The following is an 18022-nucleotide window of genomic DNA, read 5'->3' as shown; positions in this document are numbered from 1 at the left end:
CTTCAAAAAGTAAGAAATGTGAAATGAACGTGCAATGATATAATTGAATGGATCTGCAATAGGGGGAAGGGGGCAGTGGACAATGAAGAAAAAAAGGCGTTTATTCATTCGGACCGGCATCCTTCTCGTTTTAATCTGCGCACTCGGCTATACCATTTACAATGCTGTATTTGCCGGCAAAGAGAGTATATCCGAAGGGTCCGACGCACCGAATTTTGTCCTTGAGGATACGAATGGGAAACGTATCGAGCTCAGTGACTTAAAAGGGAAAGGTGTTTTTTTGAATTTCTGGGGTACATGGTGTGAACCGTGCAAAAAAGAGTTTCCTTATATGGCAAACCAATATAAGCATTTTAAAAGCCAAGGTGTTGAAATTGTCGCTGTAAATGTTGGGGAGTCAAAGATAGCAGTACATAATTTTATGAAATCCTACGGAGTCAATTTCCCGGTTGTTCTGGATACAGATCGCCAAGTGCTTGATGCCTATGACGTATCTCCGCTTCCGACAACCTTTTTGATCAATCCGGAAGGAAAAGTTGTCAAGGTGGTGACCGGCACTATGACAGAAAGCATGATACACGATTATATGAATCTCATAAAACCCGGAGAGACTTCGGGATGAAGCAAGTCAAATGTGAATGCGGACATATAAACCCGGTCGGAACCGTTTTATGCGAATCGTGCGGAAGAGCTCTTCAGGAAACTCAACCTCCGCTCGCTGATATGAGATATGACGGAAGCGCAAGACGTTCGCAAACCTATAACAAAACGATCATCGATAAAATTTGGAATTTCTTTTCCTCGGTTAAGGTGGGAATATGGCTTATCGTCATAACCCTTGCCGCATCAGCGTTCGGCACCATTTTTCCCCAGGAAGCCTATCTGCCTCCGGGCGCACAGGCTGATACTTATTACAAGGAGCAGTACGGCACGTTCGGCCAGCTTTATTATTTGCTCGGGTTTCATCATTTATATGGTTCTTGGTGGTATTTGCTGCTCATTGCCTCGATCGGCATTTCACTTGTGATTTGCAGCCTTGATCGGGTCATTCCGTTGTACAGAGCGTTAAAAAACCAAGGCGTCAGAAGGAGCCCGGCTTTTTTAAGAAGGCAGCGCTTGTTCAGTGAAACAGTTACAGTACTGAACGGGGAATCGAAAGAAAAGATAGTTGCTCTATTAAAGAAAAAACATTATAGAATCAGAGAAAAAGAGGGCAGCATTCTTGCTGAAAAAGGACGCTTTTCCCGCTGGGGCCCGTATGTCAACCATATTGGATTGATCATCTTTCTGATTGGTGCGATGCTGAGATTTGTGCCTGGCATGTACGTCGATGAGACGCTTTGGGTCAGAGAAGGCGAAACCGCAGCAATTCCGGGTACAGACGGAAAATATTATTTAAAAAACAATCAATTCAGCGTAGAGACCTATAACAGCAAAACGGAAAAAAAGGTATTTGCAGATGCCATTGACAGAGTCGGGGACGGTAGAGTGGCAAAGAACTTTCAAACCGATGCCGTACTCTACAAGAGAGAAGGAAAAATTGTTTATGGCGAGAAGCCGAAGCTGAAAAAAGTAACAGAAGAAGACATCCGTGTCAATCAGCCGCTGCGTTTTGATTCTTTTTCCGTTTACCAGGTGGATTACAAAGAGAATCAGCTTGACCAGATGGTGTTCCAGCTGATTGATAAAAAAACAAAAAAATCCTTTGGGAGCCTGAAGATCAACCTTCTGGATCCAGATTCGGTCTATGATCTTGGCAACGGTTACAAGGTGGAAATCGCCAGCTACCTGCCTGACTTCTATTTTAATCAGGACGGAGAGCCGAGCACAAAAACAAAGATCCCTAACAATCCGGCTTTTGTCTTTAATATTATAACGCCGGACAAACCGAAAGGCGAAAAGAGCTTTGTCGCCATCCAAGAAACCATCGAAGGATCAGGCAATAATAAATACAAGCTGAAATTTGACCATGTCGAAACGAAAAACATTACTGGACTTACAGTCAGAAAGGATCTGACACTCTGGGTGCTTGCTGTCGGCGGAGCCATTTTTATGATCGGTGTTATTCAAGGTATGTACTGGCAGCATCGAAGAATTTGGCTGCACTCACAGGACGGTGCAGTTATGGTAGCGGGGCATACCAATAAAAACTGGTTTGGCCTGAAGAAGGATTTAGCATTTATATTGGCTGATTCCGGACTGACTGAACCGGTGGACCAAAAAGAATTAATCAAAACACAGAAATAGGCGAAAAGGGAGTGATGTCATGGCAGAGCTGAGCGGAAATTTTCTTTATGCGGCCTTTCTTGTGTATTTAATCGCTGTCCCGATCTTCGGCGGGGCCATACGCGGGAATAAAGATAAAAAGGGCAGGCCAAACCGATGGGCCAACATTGGAATCACCCTTTCTATTGTCGGTTTTCTCTGCCACCTTGGATATTTCATCACAAGGTGGGCTGCCAGCGGCCATGCGCCGGTCAGCAATATGTTTGAATTCACCACCGCTTTTGGCATGATGCTTGTTTTGGCGTTTATCATTCTTTATTTTCTCTATAGATTGCCTTCATTAGGCCTGTTTACGCTGTCAATTGCTTTATTGCTGATTGCCTACGCCAGCATGTTTCCAACAGATATCTCGCCTTTAATTCCTTCGCTCCAAAGCAACTGGCTGTATATTCATGTAACAACGGCCGCGCTTGGGCAAGCTATACTTGCCATCAGCTTTGTCGCTGGTGTCATCTTTCTTTTGAAGCATGTAGACCAGACAAAGCCAAGCAAAAAGACCTTCTGGCTTGAAGCGATTATGTTTATCCTGGTCACAACCGTCGCCTTTATTGCAATCACATCAGCATTTCGTCTTGCGGGCTATGAAGCGGAGTTTAACTGGGTGGACAAAAATAAAGAAAAAAGCGTGATGGTGTACGAAATGCCCGCGCTTGTCGGTCCGCATCAGGGAGAGCTTTTGACCGAAGGAAGAATGGAACCGCTTGTTGAACTTCCCGCGCTTTTCTCAGGCAGAAAAGTGAACACTGTCATTTGGTCATTTGGAGCAGGTCTTGTGTTGTATGGGGCTCTCCGTCTGATCATCAGAAAAAGAATCAGCGCTCTATTACATCCGCTGGTGAAAAACGTCAATCTTGATCTGGTGGATGAGGTTGGGTACAGGGCCGTATCAATCGGATTTCCGATCTTTACACTCGGCGCGCTGATCTTTGCAATGATTTGGGCTCAGCTCGCGTGGACCAGATTTTGGGGCTGGGACCCTAAGGAAGTATGGGCGCTGATCACATTTTTGTTCTATGCCGCCTACTTGCATTTAAGACTGTCAAGAGGCTGGCACGGTGAGAAGTCAGCATGGCTGGCCGTAATCGGTTTTGCTATTATTATGTTTAATTTAATATTCGTAAATCTTGTGCTTGCCGGACTTCATTCTTATGCATAGTCCTTTGAAAGCGACACAGTTCTCAAACTTTCTCACGATTTGATAAAATGAAAGTAACAGAAGGAAAGCAGGGGGAAAACATGGACCAAACGAACGAAACAAAAATATTAGTAGTTGATGACGAAGCCAGAATTCGCCGCCTTTTAAGAATGTATCTTGAACGTGAAAATTATGCTATAGATGAAGCTGAAAATGGTGATGAAGCCATTGCCAAAGGGCTTGAAGCCAATTATGACTTAATTTTGCTTGATCTGATGATGCCGGGGACTGATGGAATTGAAGTGTGCCGGCAAATTCGTGAAAAAAAAGCGACACCCATTATCATGCTGACCGCAAAAGGAGAAGAAGCAAACCGGGTGCAGGGGTTTGAAGCGGGAACAGATGATTATATTGTTAAGCCGTTCAGCCCGAGAGAAGTCGTGCTGCGTGTAAAGGCCCTTTTGAGAAGAGCATCCCAAACCTCTTATTTCAATGCCAATACACCGACGAAAAATGTGCTCGTGTTTTCACATCTGTCAATAGACCATGATGCTCACCGCGTAACAGCTGATGGAACAGAAGTGAGCTTGACGCCAAAAGAGTATGAGCTTCTATATTTCTTAGCGAAAACGCCTGACAAGGTGTATGATCGGGAAAAGCTTCTGAAAGAAGTGTGGCAATATGAGTTTTTTGGTGATTTACGCACAGTGGACACTCACGTCAAACGCTTGAGAGAGAAGCTGAACAAGGTATCTCCGGAAGCTGCGAAAAAAATTGTCACAGTATGGGGTGTAGGTTATAAATTTGAGGTCGGCGCTGAATGAAATTTTGGAAAAGCGTAGTAGGCAAGCTGTGGTTTACGATCCTTTCACTCGTCTTGATCGTATTGTTCATTTTAACGGTTCTTTTGCTGGAGTTTATTGAAAACTACCATGTGGAAGAAGCCGAGAATGATTTAACACAGCTTGCGAATAAAGTTGCTGTCATCCTAGAAAATCACGAGGACCAGGCACTGGCAAGGTCAATCACTTGGGAGCTCGCTGATAACTTAACAAGCATTGCCATCATCCAGGATGAGAAGAACCACTGGTATTCTCCGAATGATAAAAATCGCCTGTCGTCTATTACGGTTGAGCAAATACAGCATGACAAAGACTTAAATAAAGCTCTCAAAGACCATAAAAAAGTAAGCAAACGGACGGGACTGAGCGATACAGACACGGATAATGAACGCCTGATTGTAGGTGTCCCGTATGAAAAAGACGGAAAGAAAGGCATGGTCTTTTTATCCCAGTCTTTGCTTGCCGTTAAAGATACAACAAAACATACGACCCGCTATATTTTTCTTGCCGCTGGAATTGCGATTGTGCTGACCACATTTTTCGCATTCTTTTTATCAAGCAGGGTCACGTACCCTCTCCGAAAAATGAGAGAAGGCGCGCAGGATTTGGCGAAGGGCAAGTTCGATACAAAAATCCCGATTTTAACTCAGGATGAAATCGGTGAACTGGCGACCGCTTTTAATCAAATGGGCCGGCAGCTTAACTTTCATATCAATGCGCTCAATCAAGAAAAAGAGCAGCTTTCTAACATTTTGAGCAGTATGGCTGACGGGGTTATTACCATTAATATTGACGGTACGATTCTTGTGACCAACCCGCCGGCTGAACGTTTTCTTCAGGCTTGGTATTATGAACAGAACATGAATATCAAAGAAGGCGACAACCTTCCGCCTGAAGCAAAAGAGCTGTTTCAAAACGCTGTCAGCACTGAAAAAGAACAAATGATTGAGATGACGCTGCAAGGCAGATCATGGGTGCTTTTGATGTCGCCGCTTTATGCGGAATCGCATGTCAGAGGAGCGGTTGCCGTACTGCGTGACATGACAGAAGAACGCCGCCTTGATAAGCTGCGGGAGGACTTTATCGCAAATGTCAGTCATGAGCTGAGAACACCAATCTCCATGCTTCAAGGATACAGTGAAGCAATTGTCGATGACATTGCAAGCTCTGAAGAAGACCGGAAAGAAATTGCCCAAATCATTTATGACGAATCGCTCCGAATGGGCCGTTTAGTTAATGATTTGCTTGATTTAGCCCGAATGGAATCAGGCCATACAGGCTTACATTATGAAAAAATCAATGTGAATGAGTTTTTAGAAAAGATCATTCGGAAGTTTTCCGGTGTTGCGAAAGAAAAAAATATTGCTTTACATCATGACATTTCTCTCACAGAAGAGGAATTTATGTTTGATGAAGACAAGATGGAGCAGGTATTTACCAATTTGATCGATAACGCGTTGCGGCATACTTCATCCGGTGGCAGTGTCTCCATTTCAGTCCATTCTGTGAAGGATGGATTGAAAATTGATATCAAAGACTCCGGGTCCGGCATACCGGAAGAAGATCTGCCATTTATCTTTGAGCGGTTTTATAAGGCAGATAAAGCGCGGACAAGAGGCAGAGCAGGAACCGGGTTAGGGCTGGCTATCGTTAAAAATATCGTGGAAGCCCACAACGGATCAATTACTGTGCACAGCCGAATAGATAAAGGAACAACATTTACTTTTTATATTCCGACAAAACGGTAAAATCGAGTCTGAATTTGCCGAAGAATCTTGTTCCATAAGAAACACCCGCTGACTGAGCGGGTGTTTTTTTAATAGCCAACATTAATAAAATTTAAGGATATGTTAATATAAATTCCCTTCCAAATTCCAGTTACTCGTAATATAGTTGTAATGTAACTTTTCAAGCTATTCATACGACAAAAAAGTGAACGGAGGGGTTTCAAATGGAAGAAACCTTTCAATTATTATATGATACATATCATCAAGATTTGTACCAATTTTTATTTTATATGGTAAAGGATAAAAACCAGACAGAAGACCTTCTTCAAGAGGTTTATATCCGGGTATTAAATTCTTATCATACGTTTGAAGGAAGAAGCAGTGAAAAAACATGGCTTTTGTCTATCGCACGCCATGTTGCGATAGACTGGTTTCGTAAACAGCAAACAATCAGACAGCGTATACTCGGTACATTTGACTGGGATACACAAGATGTCAGGGATCAGCAATTGCTGCCGGACGAACTTGCGGTTCAACATGAAAATGTCCGGGAAATTTATGCTGCGCTTGATCAATGTACAATCGATCAAAGAGCTGTGATTATCTTGCGGTTTATTCAGGGATATTCAATACAGGAAACAGCCAAGGCTCTGCGCTTCTCGGAAAGCAAAGTAAAAACGACCCAACACAGAGGGCTCAAAGTACTTCGGAAACATATGGAGCTTTTGAGGGAGGAGCTAATGGATGATGAAGTCAGAATGGAACGAAGAACAGATAAAGGAGTTGTTAAGTCAACTTCCGGCAGTTAAAGACCATCGTTCGCCTCAGGATATTTACAAGCGGCTGACGATGGCAAAGCGTAAAAATAAGCCCGCTGTCAGGTGGATTGGCCCCGCGTGTGCCGCTGCAATTGCGGTTTATATCGCCTTCATTATTTCTCCTCATTTCTTTGATCAGGCACAGCCTCAACAAAAAGAAGCGTCCCAAGAGAACGCAGTAACGAAAACTGAGACAGAAGACAGCCCAAAAGCTGCATCATCCCTGGATCATACATCGTTTGTTGTAACTGAAAAGGAACAAGACAATTACATCACTGTAGCAGTTGCTGATGCCGATACATCTGCAATCATACCTGTCAGCATTCAAAAAACAAATGCATACCAAACGATCCAGGACATGCTGACTGTAAGTAGTGAATTGGATATCTTGGATCATGCCATTACAATTCCATCCTTCATAGATGAAGTAGAAATAAAAGAAAAACCAAAGCAGAAGGAATTAAGTATACGAGTCCATCAGCCAGCTACGGCATTTTCTGTAAAAGATGATACACTGTTAAAAAAATTGCTTAAAGAATCCTTAAAATGGAGTCCTTATGAAAAAGTCAAATTTTTATCGGATCAAAATGAGACTGGCGTTCGGATTGGCTCATATGGCACTTTTACGGAAATTTCGATTCCAAAACAGTCAAAAAGAGCTTACTACTTGTACAAAAATAAACAAGGAAACTTTCTCATTCCGTCAGAAAAAACATTTGATACGGTAAAAGAAGCGATTAATGAAATGGAATCGAGCAGTCAAAAAGATACAACACCGCTTATTCAAGCGGGTACTGTCCAATCTGTAACGAAGAAACAGAAGCACTTATATATCCGTTTCTCAAAGGACTCAGAAGTTGAGGATTCTATTGCCAGTATTTTAATGATTGAGGGACTTCTTTTAACCGCAAAAGAGTTTGGCTTCACAGAAGTGACCTTTACCGAAACCAGAACAAACAAAATCGGCAAATATGACGTATCAGATGCAATTCCGGTACCGGCTGCTCCAAATCCGATTTTCTTAAACTAAAATGGGCCCTTTGAGGCTCTTTTTTAGTTGCTATTCATAATAGAAATTTTCAAAAAAAAGTTGTGCGTGTATAATAAAACAAGGTAACGATTGAAAGGATTTGAGATGAGTGAACGTGTTAACAATTAAAGGAGTTTCCATCGGGGAAGGAATGCCGAAAATCATCGTTCCGCTGATGGGAAAGACGGAAAAACAAATTCTGAATGAAGCAGAGGCAGTAAAATTACTGAATCCGGACATTGTTGAATGGAGAGTCGACGTATTTGAAAAAGCTAATGACAGAGAAGCGGTCACAAAGCTCATGTCTAAGCTTCGTAAATCTTTAGAAGACAAGCTATTTCTATTTACATTCAGAACCCACAAAGAGGGCGGGAGCATGGAGATGGACGAAAGCTCCTATCTTGCTTTGCTGGAATCGGCAATCCAAACAAAAGACATCGATCTGATAGACATCGAATTATTTTCAGGAGATGCACATGTAAAAGCGTTAGTATCGATGGCGGAAGAAAACAACGTCTATGTGGTGATGTCAAATCACGACTTTGAAAAAACGCCTTCGAAAGATGAGATTCTTTCAAGACTTCGGAAAATGCAGGATTTAGGGGCACATATTCCCAAAATGGCTGTTATGCCGAATGATACTGGAGATCTCCTAACGCTGCTTGATGCGACGTATACAATGAAAACAAAATATGCAGACCGCCCCATTATTACAATGTCAATGGCTGCAACAGGGCTCATCAGCAGGCTGAGCGGTGAGGTTTTTGGATCGGCTTGTACTTTTGGAGCTGGAGAAGAGGCGTCCGCACCAGGTCAAATACCTGTTTCTGAGCTAAGGAGTGTCTTAGATATTTTGCATAAAAACACACGAGGATAGAACAATAAAAAAACTCAAGCTTTATAGCTTGAGTTTTTTTGATTATGGCAGATCAATGAGCTTCACAGACACAATATCAGGGACATTTGTTAGTTCTTTCACAATTTTATCTTCCAGATGTCTGTCAAAGGAAAGCATCATGATGGCTTCTCCGCCTTTTTCCTTACGGCCAACCTGCATAGTTGCAATGTTAATATCGTTATCTCCGAGAATACGTCCTACTCGGCCGATGACACCTGTTGTATCTTGATGCTGGATATACACCAAGTGACCTGTCGGATAAAAATCAATATTAAATCCATTGATCTCGACAATTCGTTCTCCGAAATGAGGAATATACGTAGCTGTTACAGTAAAGGTGCTGCGGTCTCCTGTCACTTTTACGCTGATGCAGTTATCGTATCCAGATTCAGAAGAGGAAATTTTTTCACTGAAGCTGATGCCGCGTTCTTTTGCGACACCCCCGGCATTGACCTCGTTAACAGTAGAGTCAACGCGCGGTTTTAAAAAGCCTGACAGAAGGGCTTTTGTAATGAACGATGTTTCAAGTTTAGCAATTGTGCCTTCATATTGAATGGCAACATCCTGTACTGGTTCTTTCATGCACTGTGATACAAGGCTGCCAATTTTTCCTGCAATCTGATGGTAGGGCTTAATTTTAGCAAATTCATCTTTTGTCATGGCAGGCAGGTTGATAGCTGACATGACAGGCAGGCCTTTTGCGAACTGCAGAACTTCTTCTGACACTTGGGCGGCGACATTGAGCTGTGCTTCTTTCGTTGATGCTCCTAAGTGAGGAGTGGCAATGACTAATGGATGATCAACAAGTTTGTTGTCAACTGGCGGTTCAACTTCGAAAACGTCAAGAGCCGCTCCCGCAACATGCCCGTTTTCCAAAGCTTCGAGAAGTGCTGCTTCATCGATAATTCCGCCTCGCGCACAGTTAATTAAACGAACGCCTTTTTTCGTTTTTGCAATCGTTTCTTTATTCAATAAGCCTTTTGTTTCTTTTGTTAAAGGCGTGTGAACGGTAATGATATCCGCACTTTCAAGCACTTCTTCAAATGTACGGCTGTTTACGCCGATTTTTTTCGCTCTTTCTTCCGTTAAGAAAGGATCAAAAACGTGCACTGTCATACCGAACGCTCTCGCACGCTGTGCAATTTCACTTCCGATTCGGCCTAATCCTACAATACCAAGCGTTTTTCCATAGAGCTCTGAACCCACATAAGCTGTGCGGTTCCACTCTCTGGATTTCACTGAGATATTAGCCTGCGGAATGTGTCTCATTAAAGAAGAGATCATTGCAAATGTATGCTCAGCTGTCGAAATGGTGTTGCCGTTCGGAGCATTGATCACGATTACCCCGTGTTTCGTAGCCTCATCAATATCGATATTATCGACACCGACACCGGCTCTTCCGACAATTTTTAAAGAAGTCATTTTGTTGAAAAGGTCTTCTGTTACTTTTGTCGCACTTCGCACCAAAAGAGCATCAAAAGTATGTAATTCATCTTCTGCATCTGCTACGTTTTTTTGAACGATTTCAATAAAGTCTGATTCAATAAGTGGCTGTAAACCGTCGTTGCTCATTTTGTCTGAGACCAATACTCGAAACATCGTTAGATTTCCTCCTAAATTGACAAACTAAATATCTGATAATTTAACATATTCTCAAAAGAGTGTCAACGTGTATTGACGCAGTAAAGGATAAAAGTAAAGCCTAATAAATCAATGATTTGACAGCTTGCAGGTAATATATATAATTTGAAGCAATTCTCTATACAGCCAACCAGTTATCGTTTATAATGTAATTAAATTTCATATGATCAATCTTCGGGGCAGGGTGAAATTCCCTACCGGCGGTGATGAGCCAATGGCTCTAAGCCCGCGAGCTGTCTTTACAGCAGGATTCGGTGAGATTCCGGAGCCGACAGTACAGTCTGGATGGGAGAAGATGGAGGTTCATAAGCGTTTTGAAATTGAATTTTTCAAACGTTTCTTTGCCTAGCCTAATTTTCGAAACCCCGCTTTTATATATGAAGCGGTTTTTTTATTGGCTGGAAAAGAACCTTTCCGTTTTCGAGTAAGATGTGATCGAAAAGGAGAGAATGAAGTGAAAGTAAAAAAATTAGTTGTGGTCAGCATGCTGAGCAGCATTGCATTTGTTTTGATGCTGTTAAATTTCCCGTTTCCGGGTCTTCCGGATTATTTAAAAATCGATTTTAGCGACGTTCCCGCTATTATTGCCATTCTGATTTACGGACCTTTGGCGGGTATTGCCGTAGAAGCGATAAAAAATGTTCTTCAGTATATCATTCAGGGAAGCATGGCCGGAGTTCCTGTAGGGCAAGTTGCGAATTTTATTGCAGGAACACTCTTTATATTACCGACTGCTTTCTTATTTAAAAAACTCAACTCAGCAAAGGGCTTGGCTGTCAGCCTGCTTTTGGGAACTGCAGCGATGACCATTTTAATGAGTATTTTAAATTATGTTCTGATTCTTCCGGCATACACGTGGTTTTTACATTCACCGGCATTATCCGACAGCGCGCTAAAAACAGCAGTCGTCGCAGGTATCCTGCCGTTTAACATGATAAAAGGTATTGTAATTACGGTTGTATTCTCACTAATTTTTATCAAGCTTAAGCCATGGATTGAGCAGCAGCGAAGTGCACATATCCATTAAATAAAAAAGCCCCCGTTCGGGAGCTTTTTTTAGTTACTTCTATTCAAATTTAAGCGGGTCGCCTTCAAATGGCTCATCCGCCACTTTGATGGAATCAGTAGGGCATCCTTCAAATGCGTCAATCATATCTTCTTCCAGTACCTCAGGAACTTCGACAACACCTTTGTTTTCATCAAGCGTTACGAACGCGATGCCTTCATCATCGTAATCGTAAATGTCTGGTGCAGCAGCTCCGCAAGCGCCGCATGCAATACATGTATCTTTGTCTACGATTGTGTACTTTGCCATGAATAAAACCTCCCAGATTGTTCTTGGTGGAACAAATGGATCAATCTTTATATTTAATCAATTTAACACCTATTCCTCTTACTTATTGTAATGATGTTGCTGCCACATTTCAACAGAAAAATGATTGAGAATGCTTATCACATAAGGGGTTATCTACATAACATCCCCCTTAATGATGACTTTAAACGTCGATTTCTGTTTGAAATCTGTTAAAATAAAAAGAGCAAATCAACGATTTTTGTCAGGAAGAATGTAGGTGGATAGGTTGTCATTAAATTACTTCGATATTATGGTTCTCGATTGTCTTTGCAAAATAAACGGGGAACGGTCGGGAAGCGCTGTTTTTCACCTATTCAAAGGCAAGAGATCGTCACAAACCATTCAAGATGCCGGCTTATTTCAGACTGCAAAATACTTCGGAATGGCGGCAAAATGTTCGAGAGGCGATATTTCTGCGTCGCTTGACAAGCTTGAAAAGCATTCATATCTCGCGCCAATGTCTGAAACAGATACATACAAAGTGACAGCCAGCGGCGCAGCAGTTTTGAGACATTCCCTTAGCGAGCGGCCGTGGCCCGTTTATTGTCACGGTGCTCATTATCAGCAGGCTGCCGGCGTGCTTTGGAAAAGGCTTTCGCTGCTTGTGCAGGTCTTATCCCATAAACAGCAAGGGAGCAGGCAGTATATCCCTGTCACAAAGGATCATAAGACTCTTCACTGGGTAAAGAAATACCTGTCCCGGCATACGGATCATATAGAGATGGCAAAAAGCCTTTTTGCCATGCTTGAGGCGCATTTGAAAAAGATTGAAAACAAAGCAGCGCAAATTTTTGTCTACTCCTTAACCTCGCACCATCGGATCGGTTATACGAGCAGGCAGCTTGCTGATACGATGAAAGAAGACGAATGGTATGTCTATATCATGTTTTGGGCTTCGGTACATTATTTTATTCATTCTCTTCCGGAGTGTGAAGATGCTTTGTTAAAGGATCTCCTTTCTGATGTACACTTAGATAATGCCCTGACAGAGTCGACGAGGAAAACATGGCAGATGGTCAAACAAGGGTTTCCGATACATCGAATTGCTGAAATCAGAAAGCTGAAAACAGCGACGATTGAAGACCACATTGTCGAGATTTCTCTCCATGAGCCTACGTTTATGATAAATGATTATGTATCAGCAGAAGACCAGCTCCAAATCGCAGAGTTTGCCAAACGGATGCGGACGAATAAAATCAAACAAATTCGCGACGGGCTGGAACAGCGGTTCAGCTACTTTCAAATCAGACTGGCATTGACAAAGCAGGTGCAGCAATATGACTAAATTACAGCAAACGTTATATCAGTTTTTTGGTTTTACTTCCTTTAAAAAAGGGCAGCAGGACATTATTGAAAGCATACTCAGCGGGAAGGATACCATTGCAATGCTCCCGACTGGGGGAGGGAAATCGCTTTGCTACCAGCTGCCTGGTTATATGCTTGACGGCATGGTATTAATCGTTTCTCCACTGCTTTCTTTAATGGAGGATCAGGTGCAGCAGCTGAAAGCCCGGGGGGAAAAGCGTGCTGCAGCTTTGAACAGCATGCTTAACAGGCAGGAAAGACAATTTGTTTTAGAACATATTCATCGATATAAATTTTTGTACTTGTCTCCTGAAGCTTTACAGTCTCCATATGTATTGGAAAAATTGAAAAGCGTCCCGATCAGCCTATTTGTTATTGACGAAGCGCATTGTATTTCTGAATGGGGACACGACTTCAGGCCTGATTATTCAAAGCTCGGACAGCTGAGAAAAAAACTTGGTCACCCGCCCGTTCTGGCATTGACCGCCACGGCTACAAAGGAAACGCTGCAAGATGTCATGAACCTGCTAGAGCTGCAGCATGCTGTACGCCATCTCAACTCAGTCAACCGCCCAAACATCGCACTGAGGGTTGAAAATGCGGCGGATACTGCCGAAAAAATAGATAGGGTCATTCAGCTGGTTGAAAACCTGCAAGGCCCGGGAATTGTTTATTGTCCGACACGGAAATGGGCTGAGGAATTAGCGGGTGAGATTAAAAGCAAAACGAGCAGCAGAGCCGACTTTTACCATGGCGGTTTGGAGTCAGGGGACAGGATTTTAATTCAGCAGCAGTTTATTCATAACCAGCTTGATGTGATATGTTGTACGAATGCGTTTGGAATGGGTGTCGATAAACCTGATATCAGATATGTGATTCATTTTCACCTCCCGCAGACGGCAGAAGCTTTTATGCAGGAAATCGGCAGAGCGGGACGCGACGGAAAGCCGAGTGTCAGCATTTTGCTGCGGGCGCCAGGGGATTTTGAATTGCAGGAACAAATTATCCAGATGGAGAGTGTCACAGCTGAAGAAATCGCCGACGTAATCCGTGTGCTAGAGAAGACGGAGGAGCGGGATGAGAGAAGGCTGCGTGACGTATTACTTCAGTATGGCGTCGGAGAGACACAGGCCCGTATGATGATTCATCTCTTTATGCAGGGAAAAACATCAGTTGAACTGATGAAGAAAGAAATTTCATATCGCATGGAGCTGAAGCTGGAAAAAATGCACCGTGTATCATTTTTGCTTCAGCGTGACGGCTGTTTAAGGCAGGCACTGTTAACCTACTTTGATGAATCATACGAGCCCGATGACGGAAACCTCCCGTGCTGTTCACATTGCGGTTTTGATTTATCCTTGTATGAACAAAAAGGGGAACGGAGTAAAATGGCGCCATTAGACAGCTGGAGTTCGGAATTGCACCGGATATTCAGCTTGCAGACTGTAGGTGAGCTGAACTGAAACAGCAAAAAGATTATATTCAGCATATGACTGACCGTGACATGCTGAAGCAGTTATATTTGACGCAGCTACTCATCATATTTGCCGCTGCTGCAGCAGGACTGTTCTTTTTTGAGGATGTACGGGACGTATTAAAGCTCTGGGACATTCGCGATATGCGAATCATCTGGTATGGTGTTTCTATAGCTGTTATTGTTATTTTAGCCGATATGGCAGTAATGAAATGGTTTCCGTCTCATTTATATGATGACGGCGGAATCAATAAAAAAATATTCAGTAAGAGGTCAATCCCTCATATTATATTTTTAACGCTTCTGATTGCTTTCGCGGAAGAAATGTTATTCAGAGGAGTGCTGCAGACTCATATCGGTTTATGGGCGGCCAGCCTTATATTTGCCGCTCTGCACTTTCGGTATTTGTCAAAATGGCTGTTATTTATTATGGTGACAGCAATCAGCTTTTTGCTCGGTCTGATGTATGAATGGACCGGCAACTTATTTGTTCCGATGACGGCGCATTTTATCATTGATGCCGTGTTTGCCTGTCAGATTCGTTTTGAACATGTGAGGAGGGATAAACATGACGAACATGTCGAGAGTAGAGAGAAGAAAAGCCCAGAATCTTTATGAAGATCAAAACGCCGCATTGGCGGACGATTATGTCGATGATGGAGAAAGCCTTCCGACAAGACAATCTGTAAAAAATCAAAGAGAACAGAAAAAAAAGCAAGGCAAAACAAAAACGCCATTATTCACAGTACTCGCAGTAATATTTGTATTTGTGCCAGTTATCGTTTTAGTCACCTTATTTTATCTAAAGAGCCACCCGGATAATCATGACGATTATGAAGACGTATTTATTGACAGCAGCCAAAGCAAATATGAGGTTGTCCCGAAATCAGAGGATAAAAACGATACCGCAGACACTAAAGAAACCGCACTGCAGAAGGAGTCAAAAAAAGAGCCAGAAGATTCCAAGCCAAAAGAGCAAACAGCTGCTGATAAGAAACAGACTGCTGTAGCGGAAAAAGAAGACTCGGCAAATAAGGAGGAAGCAACCGCCGCGGCTGCTTCCTCTTCCCAATCAACAGTACAACAGCAAGAACAGCAACAGCAGCCGGCTGAGCCAGTTCAAAATGTGCCGAATCGCGTTGTCAAGCACACCGTCCAAAAGAAAGAAACGCTATACCGTATTTCCATGAAGTATTATAAAAGCCGGACAGGAGAAGAAAAAATTCGAGCGTATAATCATCTGAATGGAAATGATGTTTACACCGGACAAGTTTTGGACATCCCCTTAATGGATGAATAGGGTATTATTTTTATTTTACGTTCATATATTATAGCAATGAAAATGGACAAGGTGTGAAGCGTATGGAATCCTTATGGAATCAGCTGGATCAGTTTACAGACGCGCCGACCAAACAGATGCTCCAAGCGCTGGTAAAACGAAAACAAAAATTCGAAAATTATGCAGCACAATGCCGCAGATGGCGATGGGCTTCACTTATCTGCCTAGGCTTATTATGTGTTATGATCATGATCAAAAGCCCGGAGCCTCAGCTTATACTTCAAGAAATACTTAGTCATACCTTTTATTTATTTTGGATGCTGGCAACCGCTTTTGCCTACTGCACTTCATATTATTTCAAGAAAAAGGAAGAAAAATCCGAGACTGATTTCCATAAACTGAGATGTGAAATTATTCAGAAAAGCACTGATCTCTGGCCGCAGCCCGATAAATGGAAGGCGAGAGAGTCTGTTTTTCATATGATGAAGCACAAATATGACATTAATCTATATTTTGAAAGTAAATAAAATGGGGCGTTTTCTCAAACGATAGAAACGTCTTTTTTTATTGTCCGTCTTATTGATAAGTTCTAAAAAGAATGGAGAGTTTTTTTATGAAGCTATCAGTGAAAATTGCCGGTGTACTAACTGTTGCGGCAGCGGCAATGACGGCAAAAATGTATGCAACAGCAAAAGGCAATCATTTGAAGACACATACGTTTCCTTTATCAAAGATGAAGGGCAAGCCGCCTCTGACAATCTTTTTTATTTCAGACATTCACAAACGTCTCATCGATCAAGACCTTTTAGAAAAAGCGCGAAGCCATGCCCCTCACTTGGTTATAATCGGCGGTGATTTAGCTGAGGGCGGGGTGCCCAGTGCGAGAATCGAGGAAAACATCAAAAGGCTCGTGCATTTCGGGGTCCCTATCGTGTTTGTGTGGGGGAATAATGATTATGAAGTCAGGCAGCATAAGCTGTATTCCATATTTAAAGCGCACGGCGTCATCACTCTGAGAAATGAGTCAGTCCCGTTTTCATACAATGGGCATACGATTGCGATTGCGGGGGTTGATGATATCAGGATGGAGATGGATCATTATGAGGAAGCCATCAAAGAACTTGATGAAAGCCAGCTGAATATTCTGGTTTGCCATAATCCGGAGATTCATGAACAAATCAATGAAGATGACGGTATTGATGTGATACTCAGCGGACATACCCATGGAGGCCAGATCAGGTTTGGAAAATTCGGTCCTTATGAACTGGGGAAAACAGGTATTGTTAAAAACGCGGCATATCTGATCAGCAACGGCTACGGCACGACAAAAGTGCCTCTTCGTTTAGGTGCTGAGCCTGAAACACACATTGTGACTCTTTGCGGGCCAGAATAACTTCTAAAAAGCAAAAATCCATATGGCAATAAAAACTGCATTGTGCTTGTCTTACTAGTGAACTCAGTGTAAACTGATAACAATTAAGAACCTATGACTCATCATCTCATATAATGTGTTATATGATTTGTGTGCAAGTAGAGGCAGGAGGGAACGTTATGCGGCTTGAGCGTCTGAATTATAATAAGATCAAAATCTTTTTAACCCTCGATGATTTGACAGACCGGGGATTGACAAAAGAAGACCTCTGGAAGGACTCATTTAAAGTCCACCAGTTATTTAAAGATATGATGAATGAAGCAAATACAGAGCTCGGCTTTGAAGCGAATGGACCGATTGCAGTGGAAGTGTATTCTCTCCAAGCACAAGGGATGGTCGTGATTGTAACAAAGAACCAAGACGCCGATTCAGAAGACGATGAGTATGATGATGATTACATCGAAATGCAAGTCAAGCTTGATGAAAGCGCGGACATCATATATCAATTCCATTCCTTTGAAGATATCATTCAGCTTTCAGAAAGCTTACAGCGAATCGGTATCACAGGGGGAACTGTCTACCACTATGACGGGCAGTACTTTTTAAGCCTTGAAGATCTAGGGTCACATACGGCTGAAGGGGTTGTGGCGGTTCTGGCTGAATACGGCAATCCGACAACTTTAACGATTTATCGCCTGCAAGAGTATGGTAAGCTCATTATGGACGGTAATGCCGTAGAAACGATACAAACTCATTTTTCATAAAAATGCAACGGAAAACTGCTGATTTCAGCAGTTTTTTTTCGTTAAAAAACATGGAAAAACATAACGTTTATTCTATGCACAGATCATATGAAGGTGT

Annotated in this window: 18 protein-coding genes and 1 riboswitch; of the genes, 16 read left to right on the top strand and 2 right to left on the bottom strand. The window is 42.5% G+C overall.

Going from position 1 to position 18022, the window contains the following annotated elements:
- Window positions 1-82: 82 nt before the first annotated feature.
- The 8 genes from resA (at window position 83) to aroD (ending at window position 8715) form a co-directional block, all read left to right on the top strand.
- Entirely contained in the window at window positions 83-622 is a 540-nt protein-coding gene (resA, locus tag QF06_RS09765; RefSeq protein WP_003230513.1) for a thiol-disulfide oxidoreductase ResA, read from the top strand.
- Window positions 619-2247, top strand: a complete 1629-nt coding sequence (gene resB / locus QF06_RS09760) for a cytochrome c biogenesis protein ResB (protein WP_038429221.1) — start codon at window positions 619-621, stop codon at window positions 2245-2247. Before resA ends, resB begins: the two co-directional genes overlap by 4 nt.
- 19 nt (window positions 2248-2266) lie before the next feature.
- Complete coding sequence (resC, locus tag QF06_RS09755) at window positions 2267-3442, top strand: cytochrome c biogenesis protein ResC (protein ID WP_043940147.1); 1176 nt, start codon at window positions 2267-2269, stop codon at window positions 3440-3442.
- A gap of 80 nt (window positions 3443-3522) precedes the next feature.
- The gene (gene resD / locus QF06_RS09750) at window positions 3523-4245 is read left to right on the top strand and encodes a DNA-binding response regulator ResD (RefSeq protein WP_003246107.1); all 723 of its coding nucleotides are present in this window, start codon (window positions 3523-3525) and stop codon (window positions 4243-4245) included.
- Window positions 4242-6011 carry a sensor histidine kinase ResE gene (gene resE, locus QF06_RS09745; RefSeq protein ID WP_021481567.1) on the top strand — a complete coding sequence of 590 codons (1770 nt, stop codon included), beginning with the start codon at window positions 4242-4244 and terminating at the stop codon, window positions 6009-6011. Before resD ends, resE begins: the two co-directional genes overlap by 4 nt.
- A 203-nt stretch (window positions 6012-6214) precedes the next feature.
- Window positions 6215-6799, top strand: a complete 585-nt coding sequence (sigX, locus tag QF06_RS09740; protein WP_003230521.1) for an RNA polymerase sigma factor SigX — start codon at window positions 6215-6217, stop codon at window positions 6797-6799.
- A complete protein-coding gene (locus QF06_RS09735) occupies window positions 6735-7838 on the top strand; it encodes a GerMN domain-containing protein (protein WP_038828562.1) in 1104 nt (367 codons plus the stop codon). Before sigX ends, QF06_RS09735 begins: the two co-directional genes overlap by 65 nt.
- Window positions 7839-7947: 109 nt before the next feature.
- Entirely contained in the window at window positions 7948-8715 is a 768-nt protein-coding gene (aroD, locus tag QF06_RS09730) for a type I 3-dehydroquinate dehydratase (protein ID WP_043940146.1), read from the top strand.
- Between the two features lie 42 nt (window positions 8716-8757).
- Here the strand turns inward: aroD and serA are convergent, their stop codons facing one another.
- Window positions 8758-10335, bottom strand: a complete 1578-nt coding sequence (gene serA / locus QF06_RS09725) for a phosphoglycerate dehydrogenase (RefSeq protein WP_004398713.1) — start codon at window positions 10333-10335, stop codon at window positions 8758-8760.
- Between the two features lie 208 nt (window positions 10336-10543).
- Window positions 10544-10678, top strand: a riboswitch (FMN riboswitch).
- Window positions 10679-10831: 153 nt separating this feature from the next.
- Here serA and fmnP point away from each other — a divergent pair.
- Window positions 10832-11404, top strand: coding sequence for a riboflavin transporter FmnP (fmnP, locus tag QF06_RS09720; RefSeq protein WP_004399159.1), 573 nt, complete (start codon window positions 10832-10834; stop codon window positions 11402-11404).
- A gap of 39 nt (window positions 11405-11443) precedes the next feature.
- Here the strand turns inward: fmnP and QF06_RS09715 are convergent, their stop codons facing one another.
- Complete coding sequence (locus tag QF06_RS09715) at window positions 11444-11692, bottom strand: ferredoxin (RefSeq protein WP_003225461.1); 249 nt, start codon at window positions 11690-11692, stop codon at window positions 11444-11446.
- 265 nt (window positions 11693-11957) lie between these two features.
- On the opposite strand from QF06_RS09715, the gene QF06_RS09710 reads away from it, so the two are divergent.
- The 7 genes from QF06_RS09710 to QF06_RS09680 all read left to right on the top strand — a co-directional run bounded on the left by QF06_RS09710 (window position 11958) and on the right by QF06_RS09680 (window position 17925).
- Window positions 11958-13016 carry a YpbB family protein gene (locus QF06_RS09710; protein ID WP_041849976.1) on the top strand — a complete coding sequence of 353 codons (1059 nt, stop codon included), beginning with the start codon at window positions 11958-11960 and terminating at the stop codon, window positions 13014-13016.
- Window positions 13009-14499, top strand: coding sequence for a RecQ family ATP-dependent DNA helicase (locus QF06_RS09705; RefSeq protein ID WP_015251799.1), 1491 nt, complete (start codon window positions 13009-13011; stop codon window positions 14497-14499). The genes QF06_RS09710 and QF06_RS09705 overlap by 8 nt, the downstream gene beginning before the upstream one ends.
- Window positions 14500-14525: 26 nt before the next feature.
- Window positions 14526-15128, top strand: a complete 603-nt coding sequence (locus QF06_RS09700) for a CPBP family intramembrane glutamic endopeptidase (RefSeq protein WP_014477208.1) — start codon at window positions 14526-14528, stop codon at window positions 15126-15128.
- Window positions 15079-15810 (top strand): LysM peptidoglycan-binding domain-containing protein, encoded by a 732-nt coding sequence (locus QF06_RS09695; RefSeq protein WP_038429216.1) that lies wholly within the window; start codon window positions 15079-15081, stop codon window positions 15808-15810. Before QF06_RS09700 ends, QF06_RS09695 begins: the two co-directional genes overlap by 50 nt.
- A 62-nt stretch (window positions 15811-15872) precedes the next feature.
- Entirely contained in the window at window positions 15873-16316 is a 444-nt protein-coding gene (locus tag QF06_RS09690; protein ID WP_003230531.1) for a YpbF family protein, read from the top strand.
- An 86-nt stretch (window positions 16317-16402) separates the two neighbouring features.
- Window positions 16403-17182: a metallophosphoesterase gene (locus QF06_RS09685; RefSeq protein WP_003230532.1), complete on the top strand. Its 780-nt coding sequence runs from the start codon at window positions 16403-16405 to the stop codon at window positions 17180-17182.
- A 158-nt stretch (window positions 17183-17340) separates the two neighbouring features.
- Window positions 17341-17925 (top strand): genetic competence negative regulator, encoded by a 585-nt coding sequence (locus QF06_RS09680; RefSeq protein WP_003230533.1) that lies wholly within the window; start codon window positions 17341-17343, stop codon window positions 17923-17925.
- Window positions 17926-18022: the final 97 nt, after the last annotated feature.

Source organism: Bacillus sp. YP1, from assembly GCF_000877815.1.
In the GTDB taxonomy this organism is placed as follows: domain Bacteria; phylum Bacillota; class Bacilli; order Bacillales; family Bacillaceae; genus Bacillus; species Bacillus subtilis.
Note: the sequence above shows the minus strand (reverse complement) of the source record. Positions and strands in the feature narration are given on the sequence as shown.